This window comes from Flagellimonas maritima, assembly GCF_003269425.1.
GTDB classification, from domain to species: domain Bacteria; phylum Bacteroidota; class Bacteroidia; order Flavobacteriales; family Flavobacteriaceae; genus Flagellimonas; species Flagellimonas maritima.
Genome location: NZ_CP030104.1, coordinates 865,975 through 884,461, shown reverse-complemented (window position 1 = coordinate 884,461; position 18,487 = coordinate 865,975). Strand labels below are relative to the sequence as shown.

The following is an 18,487-nucleotide window of genomic DNA, read 5'->3' as shown; positions in this document are numbered from 1 at the left end:
TATGGCTAAGGAATCAATGAAAGCCCGTGAGGTAAAAAGGGCAAAAATGGTTGCAAAATACGCGGAAAAGAGAAAAGCTTTAAAAGAAGCTGGCGATTATGAAGCTTTACAGAAGCTTCCTAAAAATGCTTCTCCGGTTCGTATGAGAAATCGTTGCAAATTAACAGGTAGACCAAGAGGATACATGAGAACATTTGGTATATCTAGGGTTACTTTTAGGGAGATGGCCAATCAAGGCTTGATACCAGGAGTTAAAAAAGCAAGTTGGTAAATAGATAAAGAAAAGAAATGCTTACAGATCCAATTTCAGATTATTTGACCAGAATAAGAAACGCTAGCAGTGCGGGTCATAGGGTAGTGGATATCCCTGCTTCCAACCTAAAAAGACAGATTACTAAAATATTGTTCGATCAAGGATATATATTAAGTTACAAGTTTGAGGATAACAAAGTTCAAGGGAACATAAAAATTGCCTTAAAATATGACAAGTTTACCAAAGAACCAGTAATCAAAAAATTACAAAGAGTCAGTAAGCCAGGACTTCGTAAATATTCAGGTTCAGGTGAGCTTCCAAGAGTGCTTAACGGGTTGGGTGTGGCCATAGTCTCAACATCATATGGTGTTATGACAAGCAAACAAGCAAAGCAAGACAATGTTGGTGGCGAAGTATTGTGCTACGTTTATTAATTGAGTAAAGAGAAAAAAAATGTCTAGAATAGGTAACAATCCAATTGCAATTTCAGAGGGTGTCACTGTAGAAGTGAATGAGAATGTAGTTACCGTAAAAGGTAAATTGGGGGAGCTTTCCCAAGAATTTTCAGGAGTTGCTATAAAAGTTGAGGAAGGAAATGTTCATATAGCTCGCCCATCTGATTCAAAGGAGCACAAAGCAAAACATGGACTATATCGCTCCTTGGTAAGCAATATGGTAGACGGTGTTTCTAAAGGATGGACAAAAGAATTGGAATTGGTAGGTGTAGGGTATAGAGCAAGTAACCAAGGTCAAAAATTGGATCTGGCTTTGGGTTTCTCTCATAATATCGTATTGGATATAGCTCCTGAAGTAAAAATCGAGACGATTTCTGAAAAAGGAAAGAATCCTATCGTAAAACTAACGTCTCATGACAAACAATTGGTAGGTCAAGTAGCGGCGAAAATTAGGGCTTTCCGTAAGCCTGAGCCTTACAAAGGAAAAGGAATTAAGTTTGTCGGTGAACAATTAAGAAGAAAAGCAGGTAAATCAGCATAATTAACAGTACTATGGGATTATCTAAAACTGAAAGAAAATTACGAATCAGAAGAAGAATACGAAAAGTATCTTCTGGTACTGAAACAAGACCAAGATTGTCTGTTTTTAGAAGTAATAAAGAGATATACGCTCAATTGATAGATGATATTAATGGAGTTACGTTAGCAGCTGCATCATCACGAGATAAAGGTGTAGAAGCTAAAGGAACAAAGACTGAGATTGCTACTCAGGTTGGTAAGGCAATTGCAGAAAAAGGAAAAAAGCTAGGTATAGAAGCTGTAGCTTTTGATAGAGGCGGAAACCTTTATCACGGTAGGGTAAAATCATTGGCAGAAGGCGCAAGAGAAGCAGGACTAAAATTCTAAAAAGACTATGTACCAAAAATATAAAAACGTAGAAACAGTCAAGCCAGGAGGACTGGAGTTGAAAGACCGCTTAGTAGGTGTCCAAAGGGTCACTAAAGTTACTAAAGGTGGTAGAGCATTTGGTTTTTCGGCAATTGTTGTAGTTGGTGATGAGAACGGGGTTGTTGGACATGGATTGGGAAAATCCAAGGAAGTTGCCACTGCCATTGCAAAAGCAATTGAAGATGCAAAGAAAAATCTAATTAGAATTCCTTTAAATAAAGGAACGCTTCCACATGAGCAAAAAGGTAAATTTGGAGGTGCACGCGTGTTTATTAAACCAGCATCGCATGGTACGGGAGTAATTGCAGGAGGTGCGGTTAGAGCAGTACTGGAAGCAGTTGGCGTTAACGATGTATTATCAAAATCGCAAGGTTCTTCCAACCCACATAATGTTGTTAAAGCTACATTTGATGCTCTCTTACAACTAAGAGGAGCTCAAACCGTTGCCAACCAAAGAGGTATTTCTTTGGAAAAAGTCTTTAAGGGATAAATAGAAGGATACAATGTCAAAGATTAAAGTTAAACAGGTAAAGAGCGCTATTAAAAGAACCCAGAATCAGAAGAGAACTCTGGAGGCATTGGGACTGCGTAAGATTGGGCATGTTGTTGAGCACGATGCAACCCCCAATATCCTTGGAATGATCAATAAGGTAAAACATTTAGTTTCCACTGAGGAGGCTTAAAAATATATAACGGTAATGGATTTACATAATCTTAAACCAGCAGAAGGCGCTGTAAACAGAGATGGAAAACGTTTAGGAAGAGGCCAAGCCTCTGGTAAGGGCGGAACTGCAGCAAGAGGTCACAAAGGAGCAAAATCCAGATCTGGATATTCCAAAAAAATTGGTTTTGAAGGTGGACAAATGCCTTTGCAAAGACGTGTTCCTAAATTTGGTTTTAACAACATCAATAGAAAGGAATATCAAGGAATCAATTTGAGCAAATTGCAAGAGTTGGTAGATAACGGTACTATAAAAAATGAAGTAACGTTGGATACCCTTGTAGAAAATAGATTGGCCCGCAAAAACGATTTGGTGAAAATTTTAGGGGATGGCGAGTTAAAAGCATCTTTAAAAGTATCCGTACATAAATTTACTGCTTCAGCTAAATCTGCGATTGAAGCTGCAGGAGGAGAGGCAATAAGTCTATAAGGAATAGAATAGCATGAAGAAATTTATTGAGACCATATCAAATATTTGGAAGATAGAAGAACTAAGGCAGCGAATCCTCGTTACTCTTGGTTTGCTTATAGTGTATCGTTTTGGTGCCCAAGTCGTCCTTCCCGGTATTGATACTTCCCAATTGGCACAATTAAACAGTGCTGCCGGTGAAGGAATATTGGGCTTACTTAATGCTTTCACAGGAGGTGCTTTTGCAAATGCTTCTGTATTTGCATTGGGTATCATGCCTTATATTTCAGCTTCCATTGTAGTGCAATTGATGGGTATTGCGATTCCTTATCTTCAGAAATTGCAGAAGGAAGGAGAAAGTGGTAGAAAAACCATCAATCAAATCACACGTTGGCTGACTATAGGGATTTGTATCGTTCAAGCTCCTGCTTATTTGTTCGGTTTGGGTGCTCTGGGTGTTCCTGACAGTGCCTTTGTTTTAGGGAAAGGTTTAGATTTCATTATCCCAGCGGTAATAATATTGGTTACCGGATGTGTTTTTGCAATGTGGCTTGGTGAAAAAATCACCGATAAGGGTATCGGAAACGGTATTTCTTTATTGATTATGATTGGAATTATAGCCACTATGCCACAATCATTTGTTCAAGAATTTATTTCAAGAACTACAAATAACACTGGTGGTATCATGTTCATACTTATCGAAGTGATTCTTTGGTTCTTAGTGATTTTGGCAAGTGTACTACTGGTAATGGCAATAAGGCAGATTCCCGTACAATATGCTAGAAGAACTGCTTCAGGAGGATATGAAAAAAACATTATGGGTTCTAGACAGTATATTCCATTAAAACTGAATGCATCTGGAGTAATGCCTATCATCTTTGCACAAGCTATTATGTTTGCGCCAAGTCTATTGGGCAGAACTTTTAATGACACAGCTGTAGGACAGTGGATGGAAGTGCAGTTTGCAGATATTTTTGGACTGGCGTATAATATATTGTTTGCAATATTGATTATCATATTTACCTACTTCTATACTGCCATTACAGTTCCAACAAACAAAATGGCAGATGATTTAAAAAGAAGTGGCGGTTTTATCCCTGGAATTCGTCCAGGTAAAGAAACTGGTGATTACTTAGATAAGATTATGTCCTTGATAACACTTCCAGGCTCTGTTTTCTTGGCACTGCTCGCAGTTTTACCTGCAGTGGTCGTAAAGTTAATGGACGTTCAAGCTGGTTGGGCATTGTTTTATGGGGGGACATCATTATTGATTATGGTAGGAGTTGCGATTGATACAGTTCAACAAGTAAATTCATATTTGTTGAATAGGCATTATGATGGTTTGATGAAAACCGGTAAAAATAGAAAAGTAGCATAGTTAGTTAATAGTTGATAGTTGATGGTAAAGCCAACAACAGCAACGAAAAAACAAACAACTAAATAATATGGCAAAACAGCCAGCAATAGAACAAGACGGAACTATTATAGAAGCATTATCAAATGCTATGTTTCGAGTAGAATTGGAAAATGGGCATGTGGTTACGGCACATATCTCTGGGAAAATGCGAATGCATTACATAAAATTACTTCCTGGTGATAAAGTAAAGTTGGAAATGAGCCCGTATGATTTAACAAAAGCAAGAATTACTTACAGATACTAATTACGATGAAAGTAAGAGCATCAATAAAGAAGAGAAGTGCCGAATGCAAGATAGTTCGCAGAAAAGGCAGATTATACGTGATCAACAAAAAGAATCCTAGATTTAAACAAAGACAAGGGTAATTATGGCAAGAATCGCAGGTGTAGATATACCTAAACAAAAGCGTGGAGTTATTTCACTTACCTACATTTACGGAATTGGCAAAAGTAGGGCCGAAGAAATTTTGGAAAAGGCACAAGTAAGTGTAGATACCAAAGTTTCGGACTGGAATGACGACGAAATAGGAAGGATAAGAGAGGCCGTGTCTTCTTACACTATAGAAGGTGAACTCCGCTCAGAAACACAATTGAACATCAAAAGATTGATGGATATTGGGTGTTATCGTGGAATTCGCCATAGATCGGGATTGCCTTTAAGGGGCCAGCGTACCAAGAATAACTCTAGGACAAGAAAAGGAAAAAGAAAAACGGTTGCCAATAAAAAGAAAGCAACTAAATAATAATTAGATAGTAGTCATTAGTATTTAGACGTTAGAAGAATCTGTTCGAAATGTAAAAGTCTAGGATTCCAATAACTAAGAACTAACAACTAGAAACTAACAAATATGGCAAAGGCAAGCACTAAAACAACTAAAAAGCGCAAGGTAGTAGTAGAATCTACAGGTGAGGCACATGTTACCGCTTCATTTAATAACATCATCATATCCTTGACAAATAAAAAGGGAGATGTAATTTCTTGGTCATCTGCTGGTAAACAGGGATTTAGAGGTTCAAAAAAGAACACACCCTATGCAGCCCAAGTTGCTGCGGAAGATTGTGCTAAAGTAGCACACGAAGCAGGTCTTAGAAAAGTGAAGGTTTATGTTAAAGGCCCCGGAAACGGTAGAGAGTCTGCAATACGAGCTATTCATAATTCAGGAATAGAAGTTACCGAAATAATAGATGTTACACCATTGCCACACAATGGTTGTAGACCACCCAAAAGAAGAAGAGTTTAATTTTAATAATTACGTACCCGATAGGGTTTTCAAAAAGGTGCTTTATTGATTATCGAAGGATAAGCCTTAATTCATAATCGCACTTTTTAATTTAAAGAAGATGGCAAGATACACAGGACCAAAATCAAAAATCGCTAGAAAATTTGGAGAAGCGATTTTCGGAGACGATAAAGCCTTCGAAAAGAAAAGTTATCCTCCAGGACAACACGGCAATAATAGACGCCGAGGAAAAAAATCTGAATATGCAATCCAATTAATGGAAAAGCAAAAAGCCAAGTATACTTATGGTATATTGGAAAAACAGTTCAGAAACCTATTCGAAAAAGCTAATCGTAGTAAAGGAGTTACAGGTGAAGTTTTACTTCAAATGTGTGAATCCCGATTGGACAACGTTGTTTACAGGATGGGTCTATCCCCTTCAAGAAGTGGTGCTAGACAGTTAGTTTCCCATAGACATATAACCGTTAATGGTGAAATTGTAAATATTCCATCATATGCCCTAAAACCAGGTGATGTTATCGGAGTTAGGGAAAAATCAAAGTCCGTTCAAGCAATTCAAGATTCATTGGACAACAATAGTAGCGTTTACGAATGGATTACCTGGAACACTGAAAAGAAAGAAGGTACATACGTAGCTATTCCAGAAAGAATGCAGATTCCTGAAAATATCAAGGAACAATTAATCGTCGAGTTATACTCTAAATAAAATCAACATTGATCCAATATGGCATTACTTAATTTTCAGAAGCCCGATAAAGTTATAATGATAGATTCTACAGATTTCGAAGGGAAATTTGAATTTCGCCCTTTGGAACCTGGCTATGGATTAACAGTTGGGAACGCGTTGCGAAGAGTTTTACTTTCCTCTTTGGAAGGTTTTGCAATTACTTCAGTACGTATAGACGGAGTAGAACATGAGTTCTCTGTTATACCGGGCGTTGTAGAAGACGTTACAGAAATGATTTTGAACCTTAAGCAGGTTCGCTTTAAAAGACAAATCGATGATGTTGAAAGTGAGACAGTTTCTGTTTCAGTAAGCGGAAAAGGTCAGTTGACTGCTGGAGACTTCCAAAAATTTATTTCAGGATATCAAGTTCTCAATCCAGATTTGGTGATCTGTAACATGGATCCCAAAGTAAGTATTAACCTTGAGGTTATTATTGAAAAAGGTCGTGGTTACGTTCCTGCGGAAGAAAACAAAAAATCCAATGCACCTTTAGGAAGCATTGCTGTAGATTCTGTCTATACTCCCGTAAAAAACGTAAAATATAGCATAGAGAACTTTAGGGTAGAGCAAAAGACCGATTATGAAAAATTGGTTTTTGAAATCGTAACAGATGGCTCTATTCATCCTAAAGATGCATTGACCGAAGCTGCAAAAGTTTTGATTCACCATTTTATGCTGTTTTCAGACGAACGCATCACTTTGGAAGCTGATGAAATTGCCCAAACAGAAACATATGACGAAGAATCGTTACATATGCGTCAGTTGTTAAAAACCAAATTGGTAGATATGGATTTGTCCGTTAGGGCATTGAACTGTCTTAAAGCTGCTGAAGTTGATACTTTGGGAGATTTGGTTTCTTTCAACAAAAACGATTTGATGAAGTTCAGAAATTTTGGTAAAAAATCATTGACCGAATTAGAAGAGTTGGTTATTAACAAGGGGCTTCAGTTTGGAATGGATCTTTCCAAATATAAACTGGACAAAGACTAATAATCATATTTTGCTCTCCCGATAGCTATTGGGATTTAGAAGCAAGATGATAAATAAATAACATGAGACACGGAAAAAAATTCAACCATTTAGGTAGAACGGCCGCCCACAGAAAAGCAATGTTGGCAAATATGGCCTGTTCCCTAATAGAACATAAAAGGATCAACACAACCGTTGCGAAGGCAAAAGCATTAAAGCAATTTATAGAGCCGTTGATTACGAAGTCCAAAACCGAGAACAACCAAACTACCGAAAAAGGTACACATAACAGAAGGGTTGTTTTTAGCAACTTAAGGGATAAATATGCGGTTACCGAACTTTTTGGAACCGTTGCAGAAAAGGTTGGGGATAGACCAGGAGGATATACAAGAATCATTAAGTTGGGAAACCGTCTTGGTGATAATGCCGATATGGCTTTGATAGAACTGGTTGATTTCAACGAGCTTTACAATGCTGGAAAATCTACCAAGAAAACTACAAGAAGAAGTAGAAGAGGTGGTAGTAAAAAAGCAGAAACTGTAGTTCCTGTAGCTGAAACCAAAACTACAGATGATTCAGAAGAATAACAATATGTTATTAACTATTGTATTAGTAAAAAAAGGATAAGTGGAAACTTATCCTTTTTTTATGTTTTTTTGTCAAATCGAAATTTAAAACCAAAATGAAGTATCACTCAAAGAAAAAAGCAATAGTACTACTTGCAGATGGTACTATTTTTTATGGTAAGGCCATTGGGGACAAGGAAGGTACAGCCGTAGGAGAAGTTTGTTTTAATACGGGTATGACAGGTTACCAAGAAATATTTACAGACCCATCTTATTTTGGACAATTAATGGTCACCACTAACGCACATATTGGTAATTATGGAACCAATCCAGATGAAGTGGAATCTGATTCAATTAAAATAGCTGGGCTCATTTGTAAAAATTTTAGTTATGAATATTCTAGGCCAAGTGCAAATATGAGCTTGCTGGAATTCTTGGAAAAAAACAATCTTTTTGCAATTTCAGATGTAGATACAAGGGCCTTGGTGAGTTATATACGGGATAACGGCGCCATGAACGCTTTAATCTCCACTCGGGTCAACGATATTGAAACATTGAAAAAAGAATTGGCAGAAGTGCCTAGCATGGAAGGTCTTGAACTTTCTTCGAAAGTGTCCACAACGGAACCTTATTACTTCGGTGAGGAAAATTCAGCATACAAAATTTCTGCTTTGGATATAGGGATAAAGAAAAATATACTGAGAAATCTTGCTAAAAGAGGTGCCTATATAAAAGTGTTTCCTTACAATACCTCATTTGAAGAAATGTCTAAATGGAATCCTGATGGCTATTTTATTTCTAACGGTCCAGGGGATCCAGAGCCTTTGACCGAAGCCATTTCAACCACGAAGGAGATGATCGAATCCAATAAACCACTTTTCGGCATATGTCTAGGTCACCAAGTACTTGCATTGGCAAATGGCGTATCCACCTATAAAATGCATAATGGGCATAGGGGCATTAATCATCCTATTCTAAATTTGGTAACGGGGAAAGGTGAAATTACTTCACAGAATCATGGTTTTGCAGTCAATAGGGAACAAACAGAAGCAAATTCAGCTTTAGAGATTACACATGTGCATTTGAATGACGATACGGTTGCTGGTATAAAAATGAAAGGTAAAGAGGTCTTTTCAGTTCAATATCATCCAGAAGCAAGTCCTGGACCACATGATGCAGATTATTTGTTCGATCAGTTTTTTGAAGCAATTAAGACAAGTCGCAACTAAGGGATTTTTCCAAACCACTTTAGCAAAGCTATATTACATTTGATACCTCCTATGCCCTTCGCTCAGTTAGCATATTAAAGTAGGGCAAAAAGTACATTAAAATTTTGTACATATTAAAAATGGTTTCTCAAACGTTATAGTTTATTTTTTAGGTTTTCATCCATGTTTTTATGACCCTTATCATGAAGGTTAAAACCTCTCCTTTCGTATCTTAGCCGAATTAATTTCAACCATAAATACTAAGTTCAGATGAGCATTATTATCAACATCCATGCAAGACAAATTTTAGATTCAAGAGGTAACCCTACCGTAGAGGTCGATGTAATTACCGAAAACGGAATTTTGGGAAGGGCAGCAGTGCCATCGGGCGCTTCTACCGGTGAGCATGAAGCCGTTGAACTTAGAGATGGTGGAGATTCATTTATGGGAAAAGGAGTGACGAAAGCGGTAAACAATGTAAATACAACTATTGCTGAAGAATTAGTGGGTACTTCTGTTTTTGAGCAGAACCATATAGATGAAACCATGATTGCTTTGGATGGAACACCCAATAAATCAAAATTGGGCGCAAATGCGATATTAGGCGTTTCACTTGCAGCCGCAAAAGCTGCCGCTAATGAATTGGGGATGCCATTGTACAGATACGTAGGCGGGGTAAGTGCGAACACATTACCCGTTCCTATGATGAATATTATAAATGGCGGCTCCCATTCTGATGCCCCCATAGCATTCCAAGAGTTTATGGTGATGCCGGTCAAAGCAAATGACTTTAGCCATTCCATGCAAATGGGTACGGAAATTTTCCACAACCTGAAAAAAGTATTGCATGATAGAGGGCTTAGCACTGCAGTTGGTGATGAAGGTGGATTTGCCCCAACCCTTGAGGGAGGAACGGAAGATGCACTCGATACCATTGCCAAGGCTGTTGAAAAGGCCGGGTATACATTGGGAGATGATGTAATGATTGCATTGGACTGCGCCTCTGCAGAATTTTATGTTGATGGAGCCTATGATTATACCAAATTTGAAGGCGGCAAAGGTGTTGTTAGAACATCAGAAGAACAAGCACAATATCTTGCGGATCTTTGTGAAAAATATCCCATTATATCCATAGAAGATGGGATGGACGAGAACGACTGGGACGGTTGGAAAATGTTGACCGATAAAGTTGGGGACAAGGTTCAGTTGGTAGGTGACGATTTATTTGTGACCAATGTGGAAAGGCTTTCCAAGGGTATTGAAAATGGTATTGCAAACTCTATTCTGATCAAGGTCAATCAAATTGGAACACTTTCCGAAACCATAGCTGCGGTCAATATGGCTAAAAATGCGGGATATACCTCAGTAATGTCCCACCGTTCCGGTGAAACAGAAGATAATACTATTGCGGACTTGGCGGTCGCCTTGAATACAGGACAGATTAAAACAGGTTCTGCATCCAGAAGTGATAGAATGGCAAAATACAATCAATTGCTAAGAATTGAGGAAGAATTGGGAAGTACGGCATATTATCCACAAGAAAAAGCCTTCAAGGTGAAGTAATGATAATGTTTTTTTAGCATAGCAAAAGCCTTTCCCAATTAGGAAAGGCTTTTTTTTGTTTCAGAAATAAACTTTGGTTAACTTAAGAGACTAAACCAAATGTAACTTATCAAAATTAACTTAATGAACAATTTTCTCTTTGTCGCGGCAGAAAATGATGCCTTGGCCAATTGCAAAGCGGGTGGAATGGGTGATGTTGTTAGGGATGTTCCAAGACAAATTTCCGAACGTGGCGATAAGGTCCACGTTGTAGTTCCTTCCTATAGTAGACTTCATCATAATGGCCTGTTTAAAACAAGTCTAAATTTTAGTTTAAGAGGGTTGTCATATACTGCAGAGCTCTATGAGGTCAAACCCAAGAAGGAATTTTCCAATATTGTTCACTATGTACTGCATCACCCAGAAATAGAAGCTGGGGACATAGCGCATATATACCACAATGACCCTGAAGAGCCTTTTTATACAGATGCCATAAAATATTTTATCTTTTGCACCGGTGTCGCAGAAGCAATAAAAAAGGGTGCTTTTGGAAATTTGGACATCATACATCTACACGATTGGCATTCGAGCTTATTGTTGTTTCTAAGAGAGTATCACAATAGCTATAAAAATTTAAAAAGTATACGGACTGTATATAGTATCCATAATTTGGCCATTCAAGGTATTCGCCCTTTTGCCGATAATTATTCCTCCTTAAAAAATTGGTTTCCAGAAGTGCCGATAGATTACAAATCCTTGATGGATTATCGATACCAAGATTGTATCAATCTAATGGCCGTGGGCATACGTTTTGCGGACGCTGTACATACTGTTTCCCCTTCCTACAAAGAAGATGTGCTGTTGCCCAGTTCTCCGCCAGAATTTATTGGGGGGGAAGGTCTCGAAAAAGATTTGGGAAAAGCTGATAATGAGTGGCGGCTGTTCGGTATCTTAAATGGGTGTAATTATAAAAATATCAATCAAGAGGAAAAAGGCTTCATTTATAGAAATACCGTCAAAGCACTGTTTAGATGGCTCCAAGAAGAATCTAAAAAATATAAAGCGGATTTTTTGGCGCATACTGGAGAAAAGATCATGGATTTTGTTGATAATAGGCCAAAATTCATAGCTTCTAGCGTAGCACGATTGACCGAACAGAAATTTTATTTTTTCAAGCGTTCACCAGAAGCATTTGTTGAAATCTTGGAAAAACTAAAAAGAGTGGATGGAATTTTTATGTTATTGGGCACAGGTGCACCGGAATACGAGGAGCTGTTCAGGCAATTGAGCTATGAGCACAAAAACTTTGTATTTACCAACGGACAATCCGAGAGTCTGATAGACTCTATTTACTTGGAATCCGATCTGTATTTTATGCCCAGTCTCTTTGAGCCTTGCGGTATAAGCCAAATGCTGGCCATGCGGAATGGCAATCCCTGTTTGGTTCACCATACGGGTGGTCTTAAGGATACCGTTTCGCACATGAAAACTGGATTCAGTTTTGATGGAAATACCTATGATGAGAAAATCAAGAGCATGCTAAAAGGTTTTGATATTGCCTTGGATGTCTTTAGCAAAGACAAGCCTACATGGAAAAAAATCCAGTCCGCGGCCAAAAGGAAAAGATTTACTTGGAAGAAATCGGTTGACAATTATTACAGAGACCTTTATGGTTTTGGCAATATTTGAACCCCTTTGAACTTAACATTTTTTTGTGCTTTCAACCTTGCAGAAAGAAAGTGTATAAATTGTTAATGGTCTTGGTTTTTCGTAATTTTCCCTTTCTATTTTTTTAATCTTTTAAATTATACAATGTCTGATAAAGCTACACTTGAGTACGAGGGTAAAAAATATGAATTCCCAGTTATAAAAGGCACTGAGGACGAACTAGCCATAGACATAAAAACACTTAGAGCTATAAGTGGTATGGTGACCATTGATCCAGGTTATAAAAACACGGGTTCTTGTGAAAGTTCTATAACTTTTTTGGACGGGGAAAAAGGTATACTTCGCTATAGGGGCTATGCCATAGAGGATTTGGCTGAAAAGGCAGATTTTCTAGAAGTAGCTTATCTATTGATATTTGGTGAATTGCCCAATAAAGAACAGCTCACTACTTTTCACAACGATATCAAAGAAGAATCCCAAGTTGATGAAGAAATGAAAAAGATTTTGGATGGTTTTCCAAAATCAGCACATCCTATGGGCGTTCTGTCATCATTAACAAGCGCTTTGGTAGCTTTTAACCCAACCTCGGTAGATGTATCATCAGATACTGCAATGTATAATTCAATCGTCCGTATTCTCGCTAAATTTCCTGTACTTGTAGCATGGACACAGCGAAAAAAGAAAGGATTGCCCTTGGATTATGGTGATGATACTTTAGGCTATGTGGAAAACATCCATAAGATGATGTTCAAGAAGCCAAACCAAGAATATAAAAAGGATCCTATTGCCATCAACGCACTGGATAAACTTTTGATTCTTCATGCCGATCACGAACAGAATTGTTCTACCTCAACGGTCCGTATTGTAGGTTCATCACATGCTGGACTTTTTGCTTCGCTTTCTGCAGGGATTTCTGCACTTTGGGGGCCTCTACATGGTGGCGCCAACCAAGCAGTATTGGAAATGCTCCAGGCCATTCAAGAAGATGGAGGTGATACTAAAAAATACATGGCCAAGGCCAAAGATAAAGACGACCCGTTTAGATTAATGGGTTTTGGGCATAGAGTATACAAGAATTTTGACCCAAGAGCAAAAATCATCAAAAAATCCGCTGATGAAGTTTTGGGAAATTTGGGTATCCAAGACCCCATACTGGATATTGCCAAGGGCTTGGAGAAAGAAGCCTTGGAAGATGATTACTTTGTAAAGAGAAAATTATATCCAAACGTAGATTTTTACTCAGGAATCATCTATCGTGCTTTGGGGATACCTACTGAAATGTTTACGGTAATGTTCGCTTTGGGCAGGCTGCCAGGTTGGATTGCACAATGGAGAGAAATGAGATTGCGCGGAGAGCCAATAGGCAGACCAAGACAGGTATATATAGGAGAAAATCTAAGGTCTTTTGTAAAACTGGACAATAGATAAGATGGAATTATTTGAAAATTGCGATTAAAAGTAGTTTTTTTAAAAAGTAATTGCAGTCACATTTTTTTTGCTTAAATATTTTGGCAAATAAATATTTATCATCGGTTTTGACGGCCTAAATCTGATAACTCTATTGAACTTTGATTTTTTTTGGAAAGCCTCTGTTTTATTTGTGCTTTAACAAATTTTTGTTCGAATCCAAGTTTAGATACTTGTCCTTTTCGTAACACATTTTCATTACATGGAAGTTGTAATATAATTGAATCTCTGACCGCAGGTTCTTGCGGATTTTATTTTCACATCTTTCAAATTCATTGTGTAGAAATTCGTGTGCATCAATGGCATTTAAATTTTTTACTGTAGCATCCAACGAAACTTCATATTCTTTCAGAAATCTATTTATTTCCTTTAAGAAATCAGGTTTTTTGGGAAATGGTTTATCCAAATCATAATCATCAAAATCTGAAAAATTCATTTCGCTGATACAATCAGAATACTTCACGGAATATTCCGATACTGAATTTTTACCATCCGCGAATATATTCGAAAAACTAGTTTTACCAGAAAAAGAATTCATTGATAAAATGCCTACACCGATCATAGCCAAAAAACATAAAGGGAAAATAGATTTTTTCATCCTCAAGCTTTTTTCTTAAGTTAAACATAGCAATTTATTCGTGTTCCCAACGGCTTCACAATTTAAATATATGTATTTTTATTGACTTTATGTAGCTGCAAATCAGATAGTTGAATGATTAAGATAAAAATTTAAATGGTATTACGGAAACCCATAATTTGACTAATTATTTTTCTGTGTGCAGAAAAGGAAAATCGCAAGTAAAGCACTAGTTTTGCCTTAGATTTTTTAAGGATTTCCTTTAACGGCATATTATATATTCCTAAGCTATTAATTATAATTTATGATGCGATTGCATATTCAGAATGAAACAGATTCTTTAAAGGCAGTGGTTTTAGGTACGGCAAAAAGTAGTGGACCCATACCTGATCCGGACGAAGCGTATGATCCAAAATCTTTGGAACATATCTTGGCAGGGACTTATCCCAAAGAAGATGATATGATAAAGGAAATGGAGGCTTTTGCAGCGGTTTTTGAAAAATATGATATAACGGTTTTTAGACCTGAGGTATTAAAGGACTGCAACCAGATATTTTCTCGGGATATCGCTTTTGTGATTGAAGACAAACTGTTTCATGCTAACATTTTACCGGATAGGGAACGCGAATTTGTGGCAATCCATGAGGTTCTGGAAAAGATAGACCCAAGCAAAGTTATCAGACCACCCGAAGAAGTTCATATAGAAGGTGGTGATGTAATGCCATGGAACGAATATATTTTTATTGGAACATATACCGGAGAGGATTATGCAGACTTTATTACAGCAAGAACCAATAAGGAGGCTGTGGAATATATACGCGAACAATTTCCACATAAAAAAATAAAGTCTTTTGAGTTGAGAAAGTCCAACACCAATGCCAAAGAGAACGCCCTACATTTGGATTGTTGTTTTCAGCCCATTGGCAAAGGCAAAGCCATACTTCATAAAAACGGATTTTTGATTGAAGAAGAATATCAATGGTTGGTAGATTATTTTGGAAAGGAAAACATCTTTGAGATTACCAAGGATGAAATGTACAGGATGTTCAGCAACGTCTTTTCCATTTCACCTGATATTGTGGTTTCGGAGCAAAATTTTACACGACTGAACTATTGGCTCAGGGAGCAGGGTTTTATCGTAGAAGAAATTCCATATGCGGAAATTGCAAAGCAAGAAGGACTTTTACGTTGTAGCACGCTGCCTTTAATAAGGGAATGAACCAAACCAAATCAATGCAAGTAACAAATACAATTCTAATGATCAGGCCCGTCAACTTTCGTATGAACGAGCAGACTGCGGTCAACAATTACTTTCAAGAAGATTTAAGTATAAGGAACGACCAAATCAACAAAAAAGCGCAAAAGGAGTTCGATGATTTTGTGAACACCTTGCGAGATCATGGGGTCAATGTTATAGTTGTAGACGATAAAAAAGAGACCGATACGCCAGATTCCATCTTCCCCAATAATTGGATTTCATTTCATAGTAACGGAATTGCCTGTGTTTATCCCATGTTTGCGGAAAATCGTAGAAAAGAGCGTAGAGCGGATATTTTTGATATTTTGGAAACGCATGGTTTTCGCATAGACAATGTTGTCGATTATACCGCTGCAGAGGAAGAAGGTGTTTTTCTTGAAGGAACAGGTAGTATTTTAAAGGACAGAGTAAACCAAAAAGCATATTGTGCATTGTCAGAACGTGCTCATGAAGAACTTTTTATAGAATTTTGTGAGGACTTTGATTGTTTCCCGGTGATATTCACGGCCAACCAAACTGTTGAGGGCGAACGTTTGCCCATTTATCATACCAATGTTATGATGGCAATGGCGGAAACCTTCGTAGTAATCTGCCTAGAGACCATTGATGATAAAAAAGAGCGAAAGAATGTAGTGGAGCATATTAAAAAGGACGGTCGGGAAATCATTTCGATTACCGAGCAGCAGATGTACCAATTTGCGGGCAACATGCTTCAGGTAATAGGTGCCGATGACCAACGTTTTATGGTGATGAGTTCCGCAGCTTATAAAAGCTTGGAGAATTCACAAATAGAAGCCATTAAAAAACATTGCGCCATTATTCACAGTCCATTGGATACTATTGAAACCTGTGGTGGTGGCAGTGCACGTTGTATGATGGCAGAAGTGTTTTTGCCGAAAGCGTGATTTTTGTTGACTGATGACAGTTGACTGATGATTGATGACGGTTGACAAATGACCGATGACAGTTGCCTCATAACGGATAATGGCTGACGGTTGACAGGTGACGAAATGCAGTTGAACTTATACTTGAGCTTGCACTTATTTTTTGAGCTTGAACTTGAACCTTGATTTTTGTCTTTGAACTTGAGTCCTGACTTCAGCTTCTTAACCCAATTATCAACCCCCTCATAGCCGAAACCACTTCTTGTACTTCTTTAGGCTCAAATGAATCAGGCTTCAGATAAAACAGCATTTCAATACCATAATCCAACACTTTTGCTAATTCTTCAGGAATTCCATAGGTGTCTTCAATCCATTGTATTAAAACTTTATCGTTGGTCACGCTTGCTCATTTTATAAGCAAGGAAGCTTATTTTTAGCAGTTATTAAATGTCATATATGACAAGTTAAAAAAGAATGGTTTAGAGAAAATTGGTAAAATATCAACTGTATTCGCTTAAAGAAAGGGCTTGCACAAGTGGATTTGGTGGACAGAATTGAAGCGAGAATTGATACAACAAATATTTCCAGAATAGAAAAAGGTCGTACCAATGCAACTGTTCATACCTTGTTCCGTATCAGCCAAGCTTTGGAGGTTCCGCTTTCAGAAATCTGTAGTCTTAAATCTACTCAACCACAGTAAACTCCCGTATCGCTTGGTTGGGTTCCATTATAGTATAGCCCTTCCAAAATTCTGGATTGTAGGCCGATAGATAAATTGCTTTTACGGTTTCATCTTCTTCCAGGTTTTCCAAACTGGATTTTGGGACCACATCAGAATCAAAAACCACCATTTCAAATTTTTCAGTGTTATAATTGATAATATCCAAGGCAAGGGACAGTTCGTTTTGTTTTCTTCGCCCCTTGACATGTTTATTCTTTTCAATCACTTTTAAAGGTCGGTCCACACCCATTTTACGTCCAAAGGTCAATGCCATAAACTTGGGCACATATTTATCTTTGCCAAATTTGGAAAAAACGGTAGTGCCCTTATAGGTATGTTCTTGGTAACTGAACCCCAGTAGTTTAATACTTTTTAAGGATTTTACATTTTCGTAGTCTATGCGCATGATTGCAAAATCCTCTATGTTCACAAAAAGTTTGCCCCTGAAATCTGCACGCCGCGAAGGTTCGTAGCCGATTACATAAACTCCTTGGTTTTCCAATTCTGAATATCCCAGAAGCTCAAAATCATAACGATTTAATTTTTTTGCTACATCCAATTTGGATTTCTTTCCGAAGAATTGATTATGGATTTGATTTAGTACATACTTCCTATTTCCTAAAAAATCGGTCTTTTCAGGTTCTTTTAATTCTGCTTCCAATTCTGAAGCCTCATCTTCTGCATCCAAAATGGAATCCACTTGTACTTTTTGCCCAAATATGCCTGATTTTATTTTTAAGTATGAGTCAGGTTTTACGTTGGCCTTAAAAATGGCTTCCATTTTATCTGAAAGTGCCTCCATGGAACCTTCATTGCTTTTGTCATAAAGCTCGGCCGCCTTGATGACTTCAAGTTTGTTCAATTCTTCAGAGCGGTAAAAATCGCCTAGTGTTTCAGTATAATACTGCGCATTTCTGGGAAGGATTGAGATAATGCTGTCTATCAATTTTTTGTTCAATTCTTCTATGGTGGATTTTTTGAACTCAATGTTGAGCTTCTGCATGGTATTGAAAGTGGACTGCCGTAGAAAAAACCGCTGTTTTATCGGTGCTTTATTGTAATTAATGGGAAGACGTTCTTCTACTCTTTCCATAATGTCATCAACGCTGAGCTCTTTGTCAAAAAGATATACACCGCTCAGTTCAATGGCTTTAGGGGTAATTGATATAATACTGTCCAATGACTTTTGAAACGGGAATCCAGTTTTGGCATATCCTATACTTGAGATATAGATAGAATCCAAATACTGTACGGATTCTTCCAACTCAAAACTAAAACGTCCTTCTTCGTTCGTGATGACACCTAGGTTCTCACCGTATTGAACGGTGGCGTATGGAATGGGCTCTTTGGTCTTGCCATCAATTATTTTGGATGCTATTGTCTGTGCGGATAGACACTGGCAAAATAGCATAACGAATAGGGATGATACGGTAGGTTTGAGTAACTGCATAGTGTA

General features: G+C 37.7%; 25 protein-coding genes. 22 read left to right on the top strand and 3 right to left on the bottom strand.

Annotation, left to right across the window (positions count from 1 at the left end; all coding sequences use genetic code 11):
- Position 1 precedes the first annotated feature (1 nt).
- The 19 genes from rpsN (at position 2) to HME9304_RS03770 (ending at position 13,552) form a co-directional block, all read left to right on the top strand.
- Positions 2–271: a 30S ribosomal protein S14 gene (gene rpsN / locus HME9304_RS03860; RefSeq protein ID WP_073180998.1), complete on the top strand. Its 270-nt coding sequence runs from the start codon at positions 2–4 to the stop codon at positions 269–271.
- A 17-nt stretch (positions 272–288) separates the two neighbouring features.
- Positions 289–687 carry a 30S ribosomal protein S8 gene (rpsH, locus tag HME9304_RS03855; protein WP_112377332.1) on the top strand — a complete coding sequence of 133 codons (399 nt, stop codon included), beginning with the start codon at positions 289–291 and terminating at the stop codon, positions 685–687.
- A gap of 19 nt (positions 688–706) precedes the next feature.
- Positions 707–1,249, top strand: coding sequence for a 50S ribosomal protein L6 (rplF, locus tag HME9304_RS03850; RefSeq protein WP_112377331.1), 543 nt, complete (start codon positions 707–709; stop codon positions 1,247–1,249).
- Between the two features lie 11 nt (positions 1,250–1,260).
- The gene (gene rplR / locus HME9304_RS03845) at positions 1,261–1,614 is read left to right on the top strand and encodes a 50S ribosomal protein L18 (RefSeq protein WP_112377330.1); all 354 of its coding nucleotides are present in this window, start codon (positions 1,261–1,263) and stop codon (positions 1,612–1,614) included.
- Positions 1,615–1,621: 7 nt separating this feature from the next.
- Positions 1,622–2,146: a 30S ribosomal protein S5 gene (gene rpsE / locus HME9304_RS03840; protein WP_112377329.1), complete on the top strand. Its 525-nt coding sequence runs from the start codon at positions 1,622–1,624 to the stop codon at positions 2,144–2,146.
- A gap of 13 nt (positions 2,147–2,159) precedes the next feature.
- Complete coding sequence (gene rpmD, locus HME9304_RS03835; protein WP_055397075.1) at positions 2,160–2,339, top strand: 50S ribosomal protein L30; 180 nt, start codon at positions 2,160–2,162, stop codon at positions 2,337–2,339.
- Positions 2,340–2,354: 15 nt separating this feature from the next.
- The gene (rplO, locus tag HME9304_RS03830) at positions 2,355–2,807 is read left to right on the top strand and encodes a 50S ribosomal protein L15 (RefSeq protein WP_112377328.1); all 453 of its coding nucleotides are present in this window, start codon (positions 2,355–2,357) and stop codon (positions 2,805–2,807) included.
- Positions 2,808–2,820: 13 nt separating this feature from the next.
- Positions 2,821–4,164: a preprotein translocase subunit SecY gene (gene secY, locus HME9304_RS03825; protein WP_112377327.1), complete on the top strand. Its 1,344-nt coding sequence runs from the start codon at positions 2,821–2,823 to the stop codon at positions 4,162–4,164.
- Positions 4,165–4,231: 67 nt separating this feature from the next.
- On the top strand, positions 4,232–4,447 hold the full coding sequence (gene infA / locus HME9304_RS03820) for a translation initiation factor IF-1 (protein ID WP_014031991.1): 216 nt from the start codon (positions 4,232–4,234) through the stop codon (positions 4,445–4,447).
- A gap of 5 nt (positions 4,448–4,452) precedes the next feature.
- Positions 4,453–4,569: a type B 50S ribosomal protein L36 gene (gene ykgO / locus HME9304_RS03815; RefSeq protein WP_013621733.1), complete on the top strand. Its 117-nt coding sequence runs from the start codon at positions 4,453–4,455 to the stop codon at positions 4,567–4,569.
- A 2-nt stretch (positions 4,570–4,571) separates the two neighbouring features.
- The gene (gene rpsM, locus HME9304_RS03810) at positions 4,572–4,946 is read left to right on the top strand and encodes a 30S ribosomal protein S13 (RefSeq protein WP_112377326.1); all 375 of its coding nucleotides are present in this window, start codon (positions 4,572–4,574) and stop codon (positions 4,944–4,946) included.
- A 105-nt stretch (positions 4,947–5,051) separates the two neighbouring features.
- Positions 5,052–5,444 carry a 30S ribosomal protein S11 gene (rpsK, locus tag HME9304_RS03805; protein WP_112377325.1) on the top strand — a complete coding sequence of 131 codons (393 nt, stop codon included), beginning with the start codon at positions 5,052–5,054 and terminating at the stop codon, positions 5,442–5,444.
- 100 nt (positions 5,445–5,544) lie between these two features.
- Positions 5,545–6,150, top strand: coding sequence for a 30S ribosomal protein S4 (gene rpsD / locus HME9304_RS03800; protein WP_112377324.1), 606 nt, complete (start codon positions 5,545–5,547; stop codon positions 6,148–6,150).
- A gap of 18 nt (positions 6,151–6,168) precedes the next feature.
- Positions 6,169–7,161: a DNA-directed RNA polymerase subunit alpha gene (locus tag HME9304_RS03795; RefSeq protein ID WP_112377323.1), complete on the top strand. Its 993-nt coding sequence runs from the start codon at positions 6,169–6,171 to the stop codon at positions 7,159–7,161.
- 62 nt (positions 7,162–7,223) lie between these two features.
- Positions 7,224–7,727 carry a 50S ribosomal protein L17 gene (rplQ, locus tag HME9304_RS03790; RefSeq protein WP_112377322.1) on the top strand — a complete coding sequence of 168 codons (504 nt, stop codon included), beginning with the start codon at positions 7,224–7,226 and terminating at the stop codon, positions 7,725–7,727.
- A 95-nt stretch (positions 7,728–7,822) separates the two neighbouring features.
- Positions 7,823–8,935, top strand: a complete 1,113-nt coding sequence (gene carA, locus HME9304_RS03785; protein ID WP_112377321.1) for a glutamine-hydrolyzing carbamoyl-phosphate synthase small subunit — start codon at positions 7,823–7,825, stop codon at positions 8,933–8,935.
- A gap of 249 nt (positions 8,936–9,184) precedes the next feature.
- Entirely contained in the window at positions 9,185–10,477 is a 1,293-nt protein-coding gene (gene eno, locus HME9304_RS03780) for a phosphopyruvate hydratase (RefSeq protein ID WP_112377320.1), read from the top strand.
- A 123-nt stretch (positions 10,478–10,600) separates the two neighbouring features.
- Positions 10,601–12,145 carry a glycogen synthase gene (locus HME9304_RS03775; protein ID WP_112377319.1) on the top strand — a complete coding sequence of 515 codons (1,545 nt, stop codon included), beginning with the start codon at positions 10,601–10,603 and terminating at the stop codon, positions 12,143–12,145.
- A gap of 123 nt (positions 12,146–12,268) precedes the next feature.
- Positions 12,269–13,552 carry a citrate synthase gene (locus HME9304_RS03770; protein ID WP_112377318.1) on the top strand — a complete coding sequence of 428 codons (1,284 nt, stop codon included), beginning with the start codon at positions 12,269–12,271 and terminating at the stop codon, positions 13,550–13,552.
- A gap of 166 nt (positions 13,553–13,718) precedes the next feature.
- Here the strand turns inward: HME9304_RS03770 and HME9304_RS03765 are convergent, their stop codons facing one another.
- Positions 13,719–14,189, bottom strand: a complete 471-nt coding sequence (locus HME9304_RS03765) for a hypothetical protein (protein ID WP_123877335.1) — start codon at positions 14,187–14,189, stop codon at positions 13,719–13,721.
- A 283-nt stretch (positions 14,190–14,472) separates the two neighbouring features.
- On the opposite strand from HME9304_RS03765, the gene HME9304_RS03760 reads away from it, so the two are divergent.
- The gene (locus HME9304_RS03760) at positions 14,473–15,387 is read left to right on the top strand and encodes a dimethylarginine dimethylaminohydrolase family protein (RefSeq protein WP_112377316.1); all 915 of its coding nucleotides are present in this window, start codon (positions 14,473–14,475) and stop codon (positions 15,385–15,387) included.
- A gap of 14 nt (positions 15,388–15,401) precedes the next feature.
- On the top strand, positions 15,402–16,331 hold the full coding sequence (ctlX, locus tag HME9304_RS03755; protein WP_112379718.1) for a citrulline utilization hydrolase CtlX: 930 nt from the start codon (positions 15,402–15,404) through the stop codon (positions 16,329–16,331).
- 193 nt (positions 16,332–16,524) lie between these two features.
- Here the strand turns inward: ctlX and HME9304_RS03750 are convergent, their stop codons facing one another.
- Complete coding sequence (locus HME9304_RS03750) at positions 16,525–16,710, bottom strand: hypothetical protein (RefSeq protein WP_112377315.1); 186 nt, start codon at positions 16,708–16,710, stop codon at positions 16,525–16,527.
- Between the two features lie 99 nt (positions 16,711–16,809).
- On the opposite strand from HME9304_RS03750, the gene HME9304_RS17285 reads away from it, so the two are divergent.
- Positions 16,810–17,010 carry a helix-turn-helix domain-containing protein gene (locus tag HME9304_RS17285; protein WP_112377314.1) on the top strand — a complete coding sequence of 67 codons (201 nt, stop codon included), beginning with the start codon at positions 16,810–16,812 and terminating at the stop codon, positions 17,008–17,010.
- On the opposite strand, the gene HME9304_RS03740 is transcribed toward HME9304_RS17285, so the two are convergent.
- Complete coding sequence (locus HME9304_RS03740) at positions 16,994–18,481, bottom strand: carboxypeptidase-like regulatory domain-containing protein (protein WP_112377313.1); 1,488 nt, start codon at positions 18,479–18,481, stop codon at positions 16,994–16,996. The two genes, HME9304_RS17285 and HME9304_RS03740, sit on opposite strands and share 17 nt — an antisense overlap.
- Between the last annotated feature and the right edge of the window lie 6 nt (positions 18,482–18,487).